Below are 16,592 nucleotides of genomic sequence, written 5' to 3' on the forward strand. Positions count from 1 at the left end.
TGTTCACCTCTTATAAATATTTCTTTAAATAATTTGGATGGCTTTCTACAGATTTAAATTTAGCTTCTCCAATTTTAATTAACCATAAGTAAACTTTAGCAAAGGCTGTAGATGTACGATGGCGAGCGACCCAAATACTAAAAATACTACCTAGCATTAAAATTGCAATACTAATGATAATACTAATTAACGGTGGATGGGCAGGAGCCATATATACATGATGGAGTATATTAACAAATACTTGATGAGTCACAATATAAACCATTGCAACAACTACAATCATTGTAATACCTATAAAGCGTCCCATTACTCCTTTATTTAATGCTACAAGTTGATTCCATGATACAGAGATAGACCAAGCTAAGATAAATGCACTAATCAAAATATATGGGCTATGGTTACTTGTCATAAAAAATACAATTGCAATAATCAATGCAAGAGCTCTTCCAAGTATTATCCATCCATATGATTTCTTAATATTAGGTGGAGTTGGTATATTAAATCGTCTGACAACTGAGCCTGATTGTAAGAATAATGTAGCTTTAAATATACCATGCAATATTAAATGGATAATCGCAGCTGAATAAACACCCATTGCACATTGAACGAGCATAAAACCCATTTGACTCATCGTTGATCCAACAAGTTGTCGTTTATAATCAACATGTACTAAACTAATGCCCGAACCAATCAATACTGAAATACTAGAAATAATTAATAATATTGTAAGAGCAATAGAATTATCAAATATCGGTGAAAAACGCGTTAAAATAATGCCCCCCGCATTAACTATACCGGCATGCATAATAGCTGATACAGGTGTAGGCGCAACAACTGATTCAATTAACCAACTCTGAAATGGATATTGCGCAGCTGGAATAATAACAGCAACAACAAGCAATAAATCAATAACTAATTTTAAACCATGATTTAGAGCATAGTCATAATTTTGAGAAGGATCGATTGTCCATTCTCCTGTTCCTATGTATAGCAAAATAACCGCAATTAATAGCGCTAACCATCCAATAATAAAGGAACGTGCAGAAACTTTTGCTGCCTCCGCTGGAACTTTCCAAGTTTTATTCAATCTAATTAGTTGCGTTAAACAAAATAACGTTAATCCCCAGCATAAAGTCATTAAACGTAAGTCATTGCTTAACCATCCTAGTGAAGCAAAAACAGTTATAAATGTATATAAAGGAAAATACTTACGATAATTGTGATCTCCTAATAAATAACGCGTTGAAAACTTTTGAATAATAAAACCTAACGCTAAAACAAAAGCACCTACTAACCAAGCAAGTTTATCTAAGGCAAATATGCCAATAACTTCTCTTTCATTTATAGTCACTAACCCTACAATACCTACAATAACTGGCAATAGAAGTAAAGCTAAGTGAAATCTTATGTATTTAACTGGAACTGAGGGGATTAAAACAATCAACCCACTTAACGCTGCCATAATAAGCGTTATAAAAAATAATATAAGTAAACTACTCATACTTAACATTATCATTCCTCCACTTTTAAACTGTAACCTATATATAACTATTGCTTATAATATAATAAAACACCTACAATAGTTTAGTTTTATCCTATTAAAAAGGACGACTATCTATTGTAGGCTTCTTTTATGCTCATTCAATATATTTATTAATGCTCTTTAAGCAACCTATAATTTAGATTTAAGTACATTAGTTTTACCCTTCAATTAAACAATAAAGTAAATGATACTTTTTGCCTCATTGCTTGATATAAACCTATGTATAATTTAATGCATATTAAATACAATATATGAAAATATCAACTAAAAGTCAAATTTCTAATATATAAAAAGAGTTTGAGACGATAAAGTATGTCCCAAACTCTCACGGATAAAATGAATTTACTTCATTACTTATAAAATAACATATTTTGTTCAATATTCATGTAACAATTCTGTGAAAACGCTTAATTTTTTTGTAAAGTTTTTTAATATTTTATTTGCTTTTTTTGAATAATGAAGGATGACTATCATATTTTTGTGATTACCTTAGCTTTTTTGTCTTTAAATTTATTTTAATATTAAATCATTCTTTGTATCGATAACTTTAGCGCTTTAACAAGTTAAACTAGATTAAAATAAAGAAAGGTATAGTACTGATGCAAAATAAACAATATACATTAACCATTTCATTTATAATAAGTAGTCTCATTTTTTTAATAACTATTTTTTCGGTTTTTACTAAGTCGTTATGGACACATATATTAGATTTACAATCATTCTATTGGTTCTTAAACACATTTGGCGAACCAAAAATGAATTTCAAAGGTAATTGGTTCAATGACTTTATGACGTTTCTAGCATCATACGGTGATATTGCAACCTTTATTACCCTGACCCTTATCATCGCAACTATTGTTTTAATTAAGCGACGCTTCTTATTAGCAATATGGTTACCGACAACAGTAGCTTCAGCAGGTATCATAGGTATTGCGTTAAAAGACATCATTCATCATTCAAGACCTTATGATCACTTAACAATTGATGCAGGATTTTCATTCCCAAGCGGACATGCTTTAACAAGTACGATTGTTATTTTTGCTCTTATTTTTGTACTTATCCCTAAATTAGGAACTATCTGGGTAAAACGCATAATAAATACGGTGTTAATTGTAGTATGGTTAGGTATTTTATTTTCAAGATTATACTTCCATGCTCACTATCTCACTGACGTAGTTGGCGGCATATTTTTTAGTTTTTCATGGTTATTCATATCATTGATGGTGTATCAATATATTCTTCAAAAAGTACACCATAGAACATCATTACAACAAAGACGATAATCATTTCAATCAAAAAGAAATTAGCATAAACGTCCAAATTATTGAATTTAATAAAAAAAAGCGAGCATTTCTCACGAAAATGCTCGCTTTTTTTAATGGGCTACTCCCATTCTATAGTGCTTGGTGGCTTAGAAGTAATGTCATAGACGACACGGTTTACATGGTCTACTTCATTAACTATACGACTAGAAATTTTTTGTAATACTTCCCAATCGATACGTGCAAAATCACTTGTCATACCATCAATTGATGTTACAGCACGAATACCTACTGTATGATCATACGTACGATAATCACCCATAACACCTACAGATTGAATACCTGGTAGTACTGTGAAGTATTGCCAAATCTCTCTTTCAAGACCTTCTTCTCGAATCACTTCACGTAAAATCGCATCAGATTCACGAACGATTTCTAATTTATCTTCCGTAATTTCACCTAACACACGAATACCTAAACCAGGACCTGGGAATGGTTGTCTCCATACTAAATGTTCAGGGATACCTAATTCAATACCTAAGGCACGAACTTCATCTTTAAATAATGTATTAATAGGTTCAATCAATTCAAATTCCATGTCTTCAGGTAATCCACCTACATTATGGTGAGATTTAATTGTTTGCGCTGTTTTTGTACCTGATTCAATCACATCTGTGTAAAGTGTACCTTGTGCTAAGAAATCAACATCTGTTAATTTAGCCGCTTCATCATCAAACACATATACAAATTCATTACCAATGATTTTACGTTTTTTTTCTGGATCAGAAACGCCTTTTAGTTTTTCCATAAAACGTTCTTTGGCATTTACACGAATAATATTCATATCAAAGCCTTCACCGAATTGTTCCATTACCATATCGCCTTCGCCTTTACGAAGTAAACCATGGTCTACAAAAATACATGTTAATTGATCACCAATGGCCTTATGCAATAATACTGCAACAACTGATGAATCTACACCACCGCTCATGGCACATAATACTTTACGATTGCCTACACGTTCACGAATTTTTTCGATTTCAATTTCAATGAAGTTTTCCATTGTCCATTCACCTGTACAATTACATACACGACGGACAAAATTTCTTAGTAAATCATTACCGTATTCTGTATGACGTACTTCTGGGTGGAATTGCACACCATAAATACGACGTTTTTTATCTTCGATAGCAGCATAATTTGTACTTGGGCTATCAGCAATAACTTCAAAACCTTCAGGAATTTCAATGACTTTATCTGAATGACTCATCCACACTGTTTGTTCTTCTGGTAAACCAAAGAATAACTCATCAGATTTTGCTTTAATAATTGCTTTACCATATTCACGTTCATTTGCACGTTCAACTTTACCGCCTAATAGTTTGGTTGTAAGTTGCATACCGTAACAAATACCTAACACTGGAATACCTAAATTATAAATTTCAGGATCAATCGTAAATGAACCTTCTTCATAAACAGAATTTGGACCTCCTGAAAGAATAATACCTTTAGGATTCATACGTTTAATTTCATCTATAGAAATTTCATGATCGTGTAATTCACTGTAAACGCCCATTTCACGAATACGACGTGTAATTAACTGGTTATATTGACTACCGAAATCTAAGACAAGAATTAACTCTTGTTCTTTAGCCATTTCCATAATAGTAAATCTCCTTTAAATTAATTTATGTAAACAATAGAAAGACGCTTTTCATATTTATAAAGACAATAAATAATTTCAACCTCTATAAACAATTTATAGAAAAGCGTACTTTCTTAATTTAATCGCTTCTTGCTCACCTTACATTAAAATGAATAGTTTGGTGATTCTTTAGTAATTTGTATGTTATGTGGATGACTTTCCGCTAAACCTGCAGGGCCCATACGTGTGAATTGTGCTTCTTCACGCAATACTTTTAAGTTTGGTGAACCAGTATAACCCATACCAGCTCTTACTCCACCCATAAGTTGATAAATGGTATCTTGTAATGGTCCTTTATAAGCTGTGCGACCTTCAATACCTTCTGGAACAAATTTTCTAGGAGATTTATCTTCTTGGAAGTAACGATCATTTGACCCTTTTTCCATGGCTCCAAGAGAACCCATTCCACGATATACTTTATATTGTCTACCTTGGAAGACTTCAGTAGCGCCTGGGCTTTCTTCAGTACCAGCTAATAAGCTACCTAACATAACAGCATGACCACCAGCCGCTAATGCTTTAATAATATCACCAGAGAATTTAATACCACCGTCAGCAATAATCGCTTTACCATGTTTACGTGCTTCAGTAGCACAGTCATATACTGCAGTAATTTGTGGTACACCTACACCTGCAACGACACGTGTTGTACAGATTGATCCTGGTCCAATACCTACTTTAACCACGTCTGCACCTGCTTCAAATAAAGCGCGTGTCGCTTCAGCAGTTGCAACATTTCCTGCAATAATTGTAAGGTCAGGATATTTATCTTTCATTTTTTTGACTTGCTCAATCACACCTTTAGAATGTCCATGCGCTGTATCAATAATTAACGCATCTACTCCTGCTTCTACAAGTTTTTGTGCACGAATTTCAGTATCTTTAGATGTACCGATAGCTGCTGCTGCAAGTAAACGGCCATGCTCATCTTTCGCTGCATGAGGGAATTCAAGTACTTTTTCTATATCTTTAATTGTGATGAGACCTTCTAAACGACCATTTTCTACTAATGGTAATTTTTCAATTTTATGCTTTTGAAGGATTGCTTCTGCTTCATCTAATGTTGTACCAACTGGAGCTGTAATTAAATTTTCTTTAGTCATCACATCTGAAATTTTAATTGAGAAATCTTCAATAAAACGTAAGTCACGGTTTGTAATAATACCAACGAGTGTTCTTGATTCTTCATCTTTTACAATAGGCACACCTGAAATACGATATTTACCCATTAATGCTTCTGCTTCATAAACACTTTCATCTGGTGTTAAGAAGAATGGATTCGTAATAACACCATTTTCTGAACGTTTTACTTTTTGTACTTCATCAGCTTGCTCTTCAATGCCCATGTTTTTATGGATGACACCTAAACCACCTTGACGTGCCATAGCAATAGCCATTTTAGATTCAGTTACTGTATCCATACCAGCAGAAATAACTGGAATATTTAATTTAATTTTATCTGATAATTCTACGCTTAAATCAACATCATTTGGTAATACGTCTGATGCAGCTGGAATTAACAAAACATCGTCAAAAGTTAATGATTCTTTAGCAAACTTATTTTCCCACATTTATAACACAGCCTCCATTTTTTATATAGTTAATCTTATTATTTCACATTTTCGTCGTTTTGTTTATACTTTATACCGTTAAAAAAGAAATTAAGAATAATAGCAGAGATTGCTCCTAAAACAATACCATTTTGAGTTAACCAAGCGAACTGTTCTCCTAAAGCTTTAAATGCTTGAGGTACAGCACTAATTCCTGTACCAAGTCCGACTGATACAGCAATAATTAATAAATTATTTTGATTTTTGAAATCAATATTTCCTAAAATACTTACCCCATAAGCCATTACCATACCAAACATAGCAATCATTGCACCGCCTAATACAGGTAAAGGAATAATATTAGCCAGAGCACCTAGTTTAGGTATACAACCACTTATTAAAAGTAAGACTACCATTCCGTATATGACTTTATTTTTCTTAGCTCCAGAAAGTGAAACAAGTCCTACATTTTGCGAATAAGCTGTATAAGGGAAAGAATTAAAGATTGATCCTAAAATGATGGCTAGACCTTCCGCAGTGTAACCTTTACGAAAATCTTTACGTTCTAGCTTACGACCAGTGATTTCACTTAATGCATGATATACACCAGTTGATTCAATCAGACTTACAATTGCTACAATTGTAAACACTAATGTTGCACCGAAATCAAAGCCAAATCCTGAGAAACGGAATGGTCGTGGAATACCGAGCCAATGTGCGTCACCAACTTGGCTAATATTAACTAATCCAAAGATACTAGCCAATATAGTGCCTATAACTAAACCAATCAAAATTGCAATAGATTTTAAGAATCCCGTTGTAAATCGTTGTAATAGTAAGATAACAATAAGTGTCACTCCACCTAAAATTAGATTTTTAGGGTTACCATAATCTTTAGCGCCTTGACCACCAGCAAGATAATTCATAGCAACGGGCATTAAGTTAATTCCGATAATTGTAACTACACTACCTGTAACAACAGGTGGGAAAAATTTAACTAAATAAGAAAAGAATGGAGCAATGATCACAACTAAGATACCTGATAGGAACAATGATCCATATAACACGTCTAAACCTTTAGTCTGTCCAATTAAAATCATAGGTGCTACAGCAGTAAATGTACATCCTAAAACAATAGGTAGCCCTGTACCAGTAATCTTATTTGCTTGTAAAAATGTAGCTACTCCACACATAAAAATATCTACTGTAATTAAATAAGCAATCTCTTCAGGTGAGAATTTTAAACTTGTTCCTACAATGATAGGTACTAAAATAGCACCTGCATACATTGCTAATAAATGTTGTACACTTAAAATTAAATTTTTCATTCATCTTCACCTAGTAAAGTCACTTTATTCCCTGTTAAGGAAGCAACTTTACATAATGAAGAAACAGTTAAACCAGCCTCTTCCAATCTTTGTCGTCCATCTTGGAAACTTTTTTCTACAACAATTCCTATGCCTACTGTTTCTGCTTTAGCTTGTTGTGCAATGTCGTACAATCCAAGTGAAGCATCACCATTTGCTAAGAAATCATCAATAATTAATACTTTATCTTCAGACCCTAAAAATTCTTCTGATACAATCACTGTACTTGTTTTATTTTTAGTAAATGAATGGATATCAGTACTGTAAAATCCATCTTTTAAAGTACTTGGCTTTGCTTTTTTTGCAAATAAGCATGGCACATCGAAATGTAATGCAGCCATGATTGCAGGAGCAATACCGGAAGCCTCAATAGTTAAAATTTTCGTAATCCCTTTATCCTTAAATTGTTTATAAAATGTTTGACCCACTTCATACATTAATTTGGCATCAATTTGATGATTTAAAAATCCATCAACTTTTAATATTTTTTCATCAATGACTACGCCATCTTCCTTGACTTTTTGTTCGAGCGCTTCCACTTCAAAACCTCCTAAACTTTATATAAAAAAACCCGAAACTTTTATCTAGTTTCAGGATCTATAAGTGAACAAGTACGATACACATTCATTTGTAACTTAGAAGTAAATAATTTAGATTTATAGATGATAAACACTACTTTACATTATACAAATGATAATATAGTATAAGACATCTTAGCCAATCCTCAAACTTCTCATTAACTTCCTTACCTTTGTACTTGAACTCATAGTCGCGTTGTTTATGGCAACACGGTAGAAACTTCTAAAGCCATATTCTTCAGATTATATGAGCAATATAAATTATTTAATGATAATAGCAAATTTTAAGCTTATTTTCAATAACTGATGGAGAGTTTATCCTTGTAATCACACTACTTATAAATGTAAGCGTTTAATATCATATAAAAAAACTGTATTTGTAAAACACATATGTTTAATTATATAATTATATAGAAACGTTTTATATCTATTCATTAGGGTATAAATATTTAAAAGTAGCATGAAATGATGGAGGACGATGAATATGCCAGATATTACAGTTATAGATAATGAAAATCAAATTTACAATGTGATTGAAAAGAAAAAAGCAGAAGGATATTCAGAAAATGAGATATTTGTTATCAGTAAATCTAAATTACATTTAGATGATTTACATAATTCTCAAGTAACACTTATAGCAACAAGTGGTTCATTCAGTGATCGCATGTCACGCTTATTAACCGGTGAAGATGGTGAAGAAGCTGTATTGAATAATTTCAAACTATCTGATAACCAAGCAGAACAATATAAAAAAGATATGCTTGATGGCAAATTTTTAGTAATCGCTAGAAAAGACGCTTCTTCACATAATGAAGTTGAAAAAAACAACGCAGCTTATGAAGAAGTTGATATCACTCATTACGCTAATGAGTCTAAGGGTCCAAAATCTTAAAAATAAGTTTAACCATTCATTGTATTTATTCATGTCGATTGTTAAATGAATATAATTTCTTACAAATTAACAGTCAAAAATTAATATATGCTTCTTTCAAAGTAAAGTGTGAATCATTTATAACTTTGAAAGAAGTTTTTTAATATATTTTGTATTATGATGTGCTACTTTACAAATGTGCTATACTTAAAAAAATATGATGCGGGGAGATCGCTATGAAATTTCACACTATTCATTCTTTAGAAGACGCTTATTATCAAAAAGCCGTCGAGTTTTATAATAAACAATTAGATGTTGATTTTTTTGAAGACAGCATTATCACAAAACGGTCCTTACAGAATAATAAAACAGAAAATGATTATGTTTTTATTGTTGGTATTGAGAAAGAAAATATAATCAGTTTGGCTACAGCGCACTACGAGGCAACAACAAATTCAGCCTTTTTAGTCCACTTATTAGCTGTAGTTGATTCAAACTATGATGAAATCATATCTCAAACTTTAAATGAAGTTGAAACTCACCTAAATATATTATCTAATAAAGTACATGCTAGAGATATTAACTTTTTAATGATTGAAGTCCCGAAACTTGATAATAGTATATTAGATAATCAATTAATTAAACGACGTCATCATACCTTATTAGAAAATGACTTTGAACAACAATATGACATTGATTATTTGCATCCTAACTATACGTTTGAAGAAACACCTATACGTACTGACTTATTTATTAAATCTAACATTGAACTTACAAAAGACATCTATCCTGCTAGTGTGAAATCTAATTATATTCTCAAATATGTATTTGCGAATGGAATTTCTAGAGATATTATATACCCCCTTTTAGAAAAGATGAATTTACGTTTACCTTGATAGAACACTTGAAAAGCGCGATATAAAAGGTTAAACTAATATGCGAGGTTAGACTGACGTGTCACTAACCGAAGACAAACGTCAGTGTAAATGAACAATATTCTATAGATACGAAAGGACTTCAAATTATGTTAACTAAAGAATTCGCTCAACGTGTCAAACTAAGTGAAAAACAAGTCCGCAAAATCGTCCAACATTTAGAAGAACGAGGATATCAACTTAGTAAGACTGAATATCGTGGTCGTGAGGCTACAGACTTTAAAGAAGAAGATATTGAACTTTTCCAAGATATTGCAGAAAAGGTAAAACAAACAAATAGCTATGATTTAGCTTTCGAAGAATTAGAAAAAGAAAAAGATTTTTTACAAGTTATCGTTAAAGAAGACCAACAACAGTTACCAGCTGATCAAGGCGTCACACAATTGGTAGAAGACTTACGTACGGAAATACAAAAAATGCGTGAAGAACGTCAAATGTTAGGTCAGATGATTACTCAAGTTCATCAACAGCAAAATGAACTTAAAGAATTACAAAGTCAAATTACTGAAAAATTGAAAGCAAATAATGAGTCATTAGCTGCCATCCAAACATCACAACAAGCCATTCAAACTGCTCAAAAAGAACAATCTGATTATACTAAAAATAATTTAGTTAAAGAAATTAATGATAACAATCAACAAGCGATTGATAATTTAAAAGAACATCAAACTTATGTTTCATCTTCAAATGAGAAAAAAGGATTCTTAGCTAGACTATTTAATCTTTAATGTAACAATTGTATATAGTGCTATTTACTAAAACAGGATTGAAATTAAAAAGATTTCGATCCTGTTTTTTTGTTTTAATACTCATTTAATGTCTATTTATAATTAATTTGTAAAAATATTTAGTAATTTATGTTATTTAAAGTATTGAATTATTATATATTTAATACTATTCTTATGAAATGTGTCGGATTTAACTAATAAAAGGAGAATCATTATATGGGAACATTATTTTCAATTATTAATATTGTCATAATGTTGATTTTCATTATCGGCTTATTCATTATGGCTAAAAAACATGTATCATTCCCTAAACGAGTCTTTACCGCTCTAGGATTAGGAATTGTATATGGTATTATTTTACACCTTATTTATGGTGTTAATTCTAAAGTGCTTGAAACTACAACTGATTGGTTTAGCATCGTTGGAGATGGCTATGTGACATTATTACAAATGATTGTTATGCCTCTTATTTTTATTTCTATTGTTTCAGCATTTAGTAAGATACAAATTGGCGATAAATTTGCTAAGATAGGTTCTTATATTTTTATGTTTTTAATTGGTACTGTCGCTATTGCAGCCGTTGTAGGTATTTTTTATGCCATTGTATTTGGCCTTGATGCTTCAAGTATCGATTTAGGTAGTGCAGAATATGCACGAGGAAATGAAATTAGTAGTGAGGCGAAGCAACTTACAGCGAATACACTACCACAACAAATTCTTGAATTATTACCAAACAATCCGTTCTTAGATTTTACTGGTCAGAGAACAACTTCAACTATTGCAGTAGTAATATTTGCCATTTTTGTAGGATTTGCATACTTACGTGTTGCACGTAAACAACCTGATAATGGTAGCTTATTAAAACGTGGTATTGATGCTGTTTATGCTCTCATCATGTCAATTGTTACCTTTGTTTTAAGATTAACTCCTTATGGAATTATCGCAATTATGGCTTCTACAATTGCTACAAGTGATTTTGCAGCAATTTGGACATTAGGTAAATTCATGATTGCATCTTATGCAGCTTTACTTACAATGTATGTTATTCATTTAATTATTTTAGCGATTATGGGAATCAACCCTATTCGTTATGTCAAAAAAACACTTGAAGTACTGATTTTTGCATTTACATCACGTTCAAGTGCAGGAGCGCTTCCTTTAAATGTGCAAACTCAAACGCAACGTTTAGGAGTACCTGAAGGTATTGCAAACTTCTCAGCTTCATTCGGCTTGTCTATTGGCCAAAATGGATGTGCTGGTATTTATCCAGCAATGCTTGCTATTATGGTTGCTCCTGTTGCTCATGTTGACATAGATATACCATTCATTCTTACACTAATTGCTGTTGTAGTTATTAGTTCATTTGGTGTAGCTGGCGTTGGTGGCGGTGCAACTTTCGCTTCAATTCTTGTATTATCAACTTTAAACTTACCAGTTGCATTAGCGGGTGTATTAATTTCTATCGAACCAATTATTGATATGGGTCGTACCGCTCTAAATGTCAATGATTCTATATTAGCAGGTACTGGTACAGCACGTTTAACAGGTAACTTAGATAAAGAAAAATTTAATTCTAATCATTATGGAGAATTATCCACAGAATCATAAATAAAAAGAGAGGCAGAATTTCGAACAAATTCTGCCTCTCTTTTTTCGGTTTTATTTTATCTTTTCATTAATCCAGATTTATTTAATTGCTCTAACATATCCAATCGTGCTTTTCCACTTAAAAATCCAGCAACTTGTTGAGACCAGGTTTCATTTCTCACACCATTTGTACGGTCTTGATAGTATTTACTAACCATTTGATCATAAGCGTTTAATGTTTCTTTTTGTTGTGCTTTATTACTATTATAGACATTTTTATGGAAGACATGTCCAAAAGGTAAACGTGGTTTTGGTGATCCATTTTCATCCTCAGCTGGCTCCCCTATAGCCATACCAAATAGAGGGAAGGCATATTCAGGTAAGTCTAAAATCTCACGTACACGTCCGACATCATTGCGAAGCGAACCTAAGTATACAATGCCATAGCCCATATCTTCAGCTGCTAAAGCAATATTTTCTGATACTAATGCAACATCAATGGCACCAACTAATAAGCCCTCAGCTGACTCAAATGACGTCTCCATGTGTTGTTCTACATCTTCATTAATAAGACTATGACGATAATAATCTAAAACAAATACGAATAAATAGCCATTATCTACCACATAATGTTGTCCTGATACTTCTTTGAGTTCTGCTTTAATTTCTGGGTCTTCTACTCCAATAATTGAATACGTTTGTAAATAACTAGATGTTGAAGCACTTTGCCCAGCTTCAACTAACTTTCTAACAACGTCTTCACTTAAAGGTTGATCTTTAAATTTTCGAACTGAATGATGTTTTTTAGCTAATTCGTAAACATAATCTGACATTAAGTCCACTCCTTTTTTAATTACTGAATATATGTTAACAATTTATATTTTATTTTTCTTCTAAATTGCCCTTTATTTTAAATTAAGATTTGCATGCTAAACTAATTAAAGTTATCATAATAATGACAATTTTCAGATATCAAAGGAGAGATACTATGACTCACGCTAACAAAGAAGTTTCAACAGCCTTATATCAAGCTTTTACATCAAAAAAACCGATTGATTTTATCAGTTCCTCTTTTGAACTAAATGAGTTAGAAGCCTATCACACACAAGATGATCTCATTAATCAATTAAAAAATAAGCAAAAATCAGAAATTAAAGGTTACAAAGTAAGTATGACAAGTGCCGCCACTCAAGCCATTGCCAATACAAATGAGCCTGCGTACGGTACTATTTTATCTACTCAAGTAGTCGAAGGTGGTAACTCTATCTCATTATCAACATTATTTGATCCATTACTTGAACCTGAACTTATCTTTGAATTAACTGCAGATTTACCAGAGAATGCAGATGTTCAAACCATCTTAGAAAGTGTAAAAGTAGCTCCAGGTATTGAAATTCCTGACGCACGTTATAAAGATTGGTTCCCTAACTTTGCTTTATCAGATTTAATTTCAGATAATACTGCAACAGGTTTAATTGTGGTTGGAAAAAGAGTAACACCTCTTGATTACAAATCGTTTGCTGATATTAACTTAAAGTTATTTAAAAACGATCAAGAAATTGAAACAGGACATTCTAGTGACGTACTAGGAAATCCTATTGAATCTATAAAATGGTTAAATAAAAAATTACATTCACATGGAAAACGTTTAGAAAAAGGTCAATTTATTTCTTCAGGTACATTTATTTCACCACTACATTTAGAAAAAGGTATTTATATTGCTGAATACGAGAAAGTAGGAAGCGTAAAAGTAGAAGTCAAAGACTGATTTTAATAAAATAATATTGAAAATACTTGATACTCTCTTCAGATTTATATGTTTCATAGCGTAACTTGAAGAGAGTTTTCATCTATTATTTTTGATTTCCATTATCAAATACTTTCCTTTAGTTGAGAATAGATTTAAGCGAAAAGATGTATTTGTATTTACAATTTACATTTTTTAATTAGGAAAAATAAACCTCACAATATCTTAAAAAAGTTAATATTTTTTATATAAACCTTATTATATCAGTGCTTTATAATGTTTTTCTTACTTTTAAGTATATTATGTTGACGAAATAAAATCTACATGTAATAATATTAATCAAGAGATTAGAATTATTATAAATAAGCAATAATTATTATGTAGTTCTAATTAATATTCGATAAATCAGGAGGAATTTAAGTTATGTCTTTAATTAATAAAGAAATCTTACCTTTCACAGCTCAAGCATATGATCCTAAAAATGATGAATTCAAAGAAGTAAGCCAAGATGATTTAAAAGGTTCTTGGAGCGTTGTTTGCTTCTATCCAGCTGACTTCTCTTTCGTATGTCCAACTGAATTAGAAGATTTACAAAACCAATATAGCCAATTACAAGATTTAGGTGTTAATGTATTCTCAGTTTCAACTGATACTCATTTCGTACACAAAGCTTGGCACGATCATTCAGACGCAATCAGCAAAATCCAATACACTATGATTGGTGACCCTTCTCAAATCATCACTCGTAACTTCGATGTATTAGATGAAGAAGCAGGTTTGGCACAACGTGGTACATTTATCGTTGACCCTGATGGTGTAGTTCAAGCAGCAGAAATTAATGCAGATGGTATTGGCCGTGATGCAAGTACATTAGTAAATAAAATCAAAGCTGCACAATACGTACGTCAACATCCAGGTGAAGTTTGCCCAGCAAAATGGGAAGAAGGTTCTGAATCATTACAACCAGGATTAGACTTAGTAGGTAAAATTTAAGGAGGCATTTAAGTATGCTTAATGCTGATTTAAAACAACAATTACAACAATTATTACAACTTATGGAAGGCGATGTAGAATTTAGAGCAAGTATCGGCTCTGATGATAAATCTAAAGAATTAAAAGATTTATTAGATGAAATCGCTGAGATGACAGATCATATTACAATCGTTGAAAAAGAATTAAAACGCACACCAAGTTTTCAAGTAAGTAAACCTGAAGAAGATACTGGTATCACATTTGCTGGTATTCCTTTAGGTCATGAGTTTAATTCACTTGTGCTTGCCATTTTACAAGTAAGTGGTCGTGCGCCTAAAGAAAAACAATCAATCATTGATCAAATTAAAGGTCTTGAAGGTAACTACAATTTTGAAACTTATGTAAGTTTAACTTGTCAAAAATGTCCAGATGTAGTTCAAGCATTAAACTTAATGAGTGTAATTAATCCAAATATCACTCATACAATGATTGATGGTGCTGTATTCCGTGAAGAATCTAAGGATATCATGGCAGTCCCTGCTGTATTTTTAGATGGTGAAGAATTCGGTAATGGTCGTATGACAATTTCTGATATTTTATCTAAACTTGGCAGTACACAAGATGCTTCAGAATACGAAGATAAAGATCCATACGATGTATTAATCATCGGTGGTGGGCCAGCAAGTGGTAGTGCTGCAATTTATACTGCGCGTAAAGGTTTACGCACTGGTATTGTTGCAGATAGAATTGGTGGTCAAGTTAACGATACAGCTGGTATTGAAAACTTTATTACTGTTAAACAAACCACTGGATCAGAATTCTCTTCTAATTTAGCTGCACATATCGAAGAGTATGATATTGATGCTATGACTGGTATTCGTGCAACTAAAATTGAAAAAACTGATAAAGCTATCCGAGTAACTTTAGAAAATGATGCAGTTCTTGAAAGTAAAACTGCTATTATTTCAACTGGTGCAAGCTGGCGTAAATTAAATATTCCTGGTGAAGATCGCTTAATCAATAAAGGTGTTGCCTTCTGCCCTCACTGTGACGGACCTTTATTTGAAAATAAAAACGTTGCAGTTATTGGTGGTGGTAACTCTGGTGTTGAAGCAGCTATCGATTTAGCAGGAATAGTTAAACATGTGACGCTATTTGAATTCGCTCCAGAACTAAAAGCGGATACAGTGTTACAAGAACGTTTACGTTCTTTCCCTAATGTTGATATTCACACAAATGCTAGAACTGCCGAAGTTCTAGGTGAAGATCATGTTACTGGTTTAAGCTATGAAGATATGTCATCTGGTGAAATGAAAGAATTAAGCTTAGATGGTATCTTTGTACAAATTGGCCTTGTGCCAAATACAAAATGGATTGGTGACGCAGTAGAGTTAAATAGCCGTGGAGAAGTCGTTGTGGATCGTGAAAATAACACAAACGTTCCTGGTATTTTTGCTGCTGGTGACGTTACTGACCAAAAATATAAACAAATCATTATATCAATGGGTTCAGGTGCTAACGCAGCATTGAGTGCATTTGATTATATTATTAGAAATTAATTTACAGTTTAACTTTCTACATGAAAGTAAGACTTAGAACTTAACCTATCAAATATCTTCATTTTAAGCAGAGTCATTTTATTAATGGCTCTGCTTTTTTAATTTATTTTTTTACTGATATTGCCACAATTTGTTCATAGATTTATATTAATTTTAAGTCTTAAACATTCAATTCTGTTTCTATAAAT

At 32.1% G+C, this 16,592-nt stretch carries 13 protein-coding genes, 1 pseudogene and 1 riboswitch; of the genes and pseudogenes, 8 read left to right on the forward strand and 6 right to left on the reverse strand.

The window, feature by feature from the left end:
• Positions 1-10: 10 nt before the first annotated feature.
• Positions 11-1,510, reverse strand: coding sequence for an NADH dehydrogenase subunit 5 (locus HMPREF2647_RS08635; protein WP_070859955.1), 1,500 nt, complete (start codon positions 1,508-1,510; stop codon positions 11-13).
• A 788-nt stretch (positions 1,511-2,298) separates the two neighbouring features.
• Between HMPREF2647_RS08635 and HMPREF2647_RS08640 the strand changes: the two genes are divergently transcribed.
• Positions 2,299-2,826, forward strand: a complete 528-nt coding sequence (locus tag HMPREF2647_RS08640) for a phosphatase PAP2 family protein (protein ID WP_228451900.1) — start codon at positions 2,299-2,301, stop codon at positions 2,824-2,826.
• Positions 2,827-2,926: 100 nt separating this feature from the next.
• Here the strand turns inward: HMPREF2647_RS08640 and guaA are convergent, their stop codons facing one another.
• From guaA to xpt, 4 genes are all read right to left on the reverse strand, one after another.
• Positions 2,927-4,468, reverse strand: coding sequence for a glutamine-hydrolyzing GMP synthase (gene guaA, locus HMPREF2647_RS08645; RefSeq protein WP_017175183.1), 1,542 nt, complete (start codon positions 4,466-4,468; stop codon positions 2,927-2,929).
• A 146-nt stretch (positions 4,469-4,614) separates the two neighbouring features.
• Complete coding sequence (gene guaB, locus HMPREF2647_RS08650) at positions 4,615-6,081, reverse strand: IMP dehydrogenase (RefSeq protein ID WP_017175182.1); 1,467 nt, start codon at positions 6,079-6,081, stop codon at positions 4,615-4,617.
• Between the two features lie 38 nt (positions 6,082-6,119).
• Complete coding sequence (pbuX, locus tag HMPREF2647_RS08655; RefSeq protein WP_017175181.1) at positions 6,120-7,388, reverse strand: xanthine permease PbuX; 1,269 nt, start codon at positions 7,386-7,388, stop codon at positions 6,120-6,122.
• On the reverse strand, positions 7,385-7,966 hold the full coding sequence (gene xpt, locus HMPREF2647_RS08660) for a xanthine phosphoribosyltransferase (RefSeq protein ID WP_017175180.1): 582 nt from the start codon (positions 7,964-7,966) through the stop codon (positions 7,385-7,387). Before xpt ends, pbuX begins: the two co-directional genes overlap by 4 nt.
• Before the next feature lie 207 nt (positions 7,967-8,173).
• A riboswitch (purine riboswitch) is annotated at positions 8,174-8,276 on the reverse strand.
• A 213-nt stretch (positions 8,277-8,489) separates the two neighbouring features.
• Here xpt and HMPREF2647_RS08665 point away from each other — a divergent pair.
• The 4 genes and pseudogenes from HMPREF2647_RS08665 (at position 8,490) to HMPREF2647_RS08680 (ending at position 12,147) form a co-directional block, all read left to right on the forward strand.
• A complete protein-coding gene (locus HMPREF2647_RS08665; protein WP_017175179.1) occupies positions 8,490-8,897 on the forward strand; it encodes a YflT domain-containing protein in 408 nt (135 codons plus the stop codon).
• A 215-nt stretch (positions 8,898-9,112) separates the two neighbouring features.
• Positions 9,113-9,772, forward strand: a complete 660-nt coding sequence (locus HMPREF2647_RS08670) for a hypothetical protein (RefSeq protein WP_019834714.1) — start codon at positions 9,113-9,115, stop codon at positions 9,770-9,772.
• Between the two features lie 128 nt (positions 9,773-9,900).
• Positions 9,901-10,399 (forward strand): annotated as a pseudogene (locus HMPREF2647_RS08675) (DNA-binding protein); the annotation flags it as partial.
• Between the two features lie 356 nt (positions 10,400-10,755).
• Complete coding sequence (locus HMPREF2647_RS08680; protein ID WP_049419744.1) at positions 10,756-12,147, forward strand: L-cystine transporter; 1,392 nt, start codon at positions 10,756-10,758, stop codon at positions 12,145-12,147.
• A 56-nt stretch (positions 12,148-12,203) separates the two neighbouring features.
• On the opposite strand, the gene HMPREF2647_RS08685 is transcribed toward HMPREF2647_RS08680, so the two are convergent.
• Entirely contained in the window at positions 12,204-12,959 is a 756-nt protein-coding gene (locus HMPREF2647_RS08685) for an NADPH-dependent oxidoreductase (RefSeq protein WP_048762491.1), read from the reverse strand.
• Between the two features lie 155 nt (positions 12,960-13,114).
• Between HMPREF2647_RS08685 and HMPREF2647_RS08690 the strand changes: the two genes are divergently transcribed.
• From HMPREF2647_RS08690 to ahpF, 3 genes are all read left to right on the forward strand, one after another.
• Entirely contained in the window at positions 13,115-13,894 is a 780-nt protein-coding gene (locus HMPREF2647_RS08690; protein ID WP_017175680.1) for a 2-keto-4-pentenoate hydratase, read from the forward strand.
• A gap of 402 nt (positions 13,895-14,296) precedes the next feature.
• Positions 14,297-14,866, forward strand: coding sequence for an alkyl hydroperoxide reductase subunit C (gene ahpC / locus HMPREF2647_RS08695; protein ID WP_002447989.1), 570 nt, complete (start codon positions 14,297-14,299; stop codon positions 14,864-14,866).
• 14 nt (positions 14,867-14,880) lie between these two features.
• Positions 14,881-16,404 carry an alkyl hydroperoxide reductase subunit F gene (ahpF, locus tag HMPREF2647_RS08700; protein ID WP_049419743.1) on the forward strand — a complete coding sequence of 508 codons (1,524 nt, stop codon included), beginning with the start codon at positions 14,881-14,883 and terminating at the stop codon, positions 16,402-16,404.
• Positions 16,405-16,592: the final 188 nt, after the last annotated feature.

Origin of the sequence: Staphylococcus sp. HMSC035D11 (genome assembly GCF_001836075.1) — a bacterium.
In the GTDB taxonomy this organism is placed as follows: domain Bacteria; phylum Bacillota; class Bacilli; order Staphylococcales; family Staphylococcaceae; genus Staphylococcus; species Staphylococcus hominis.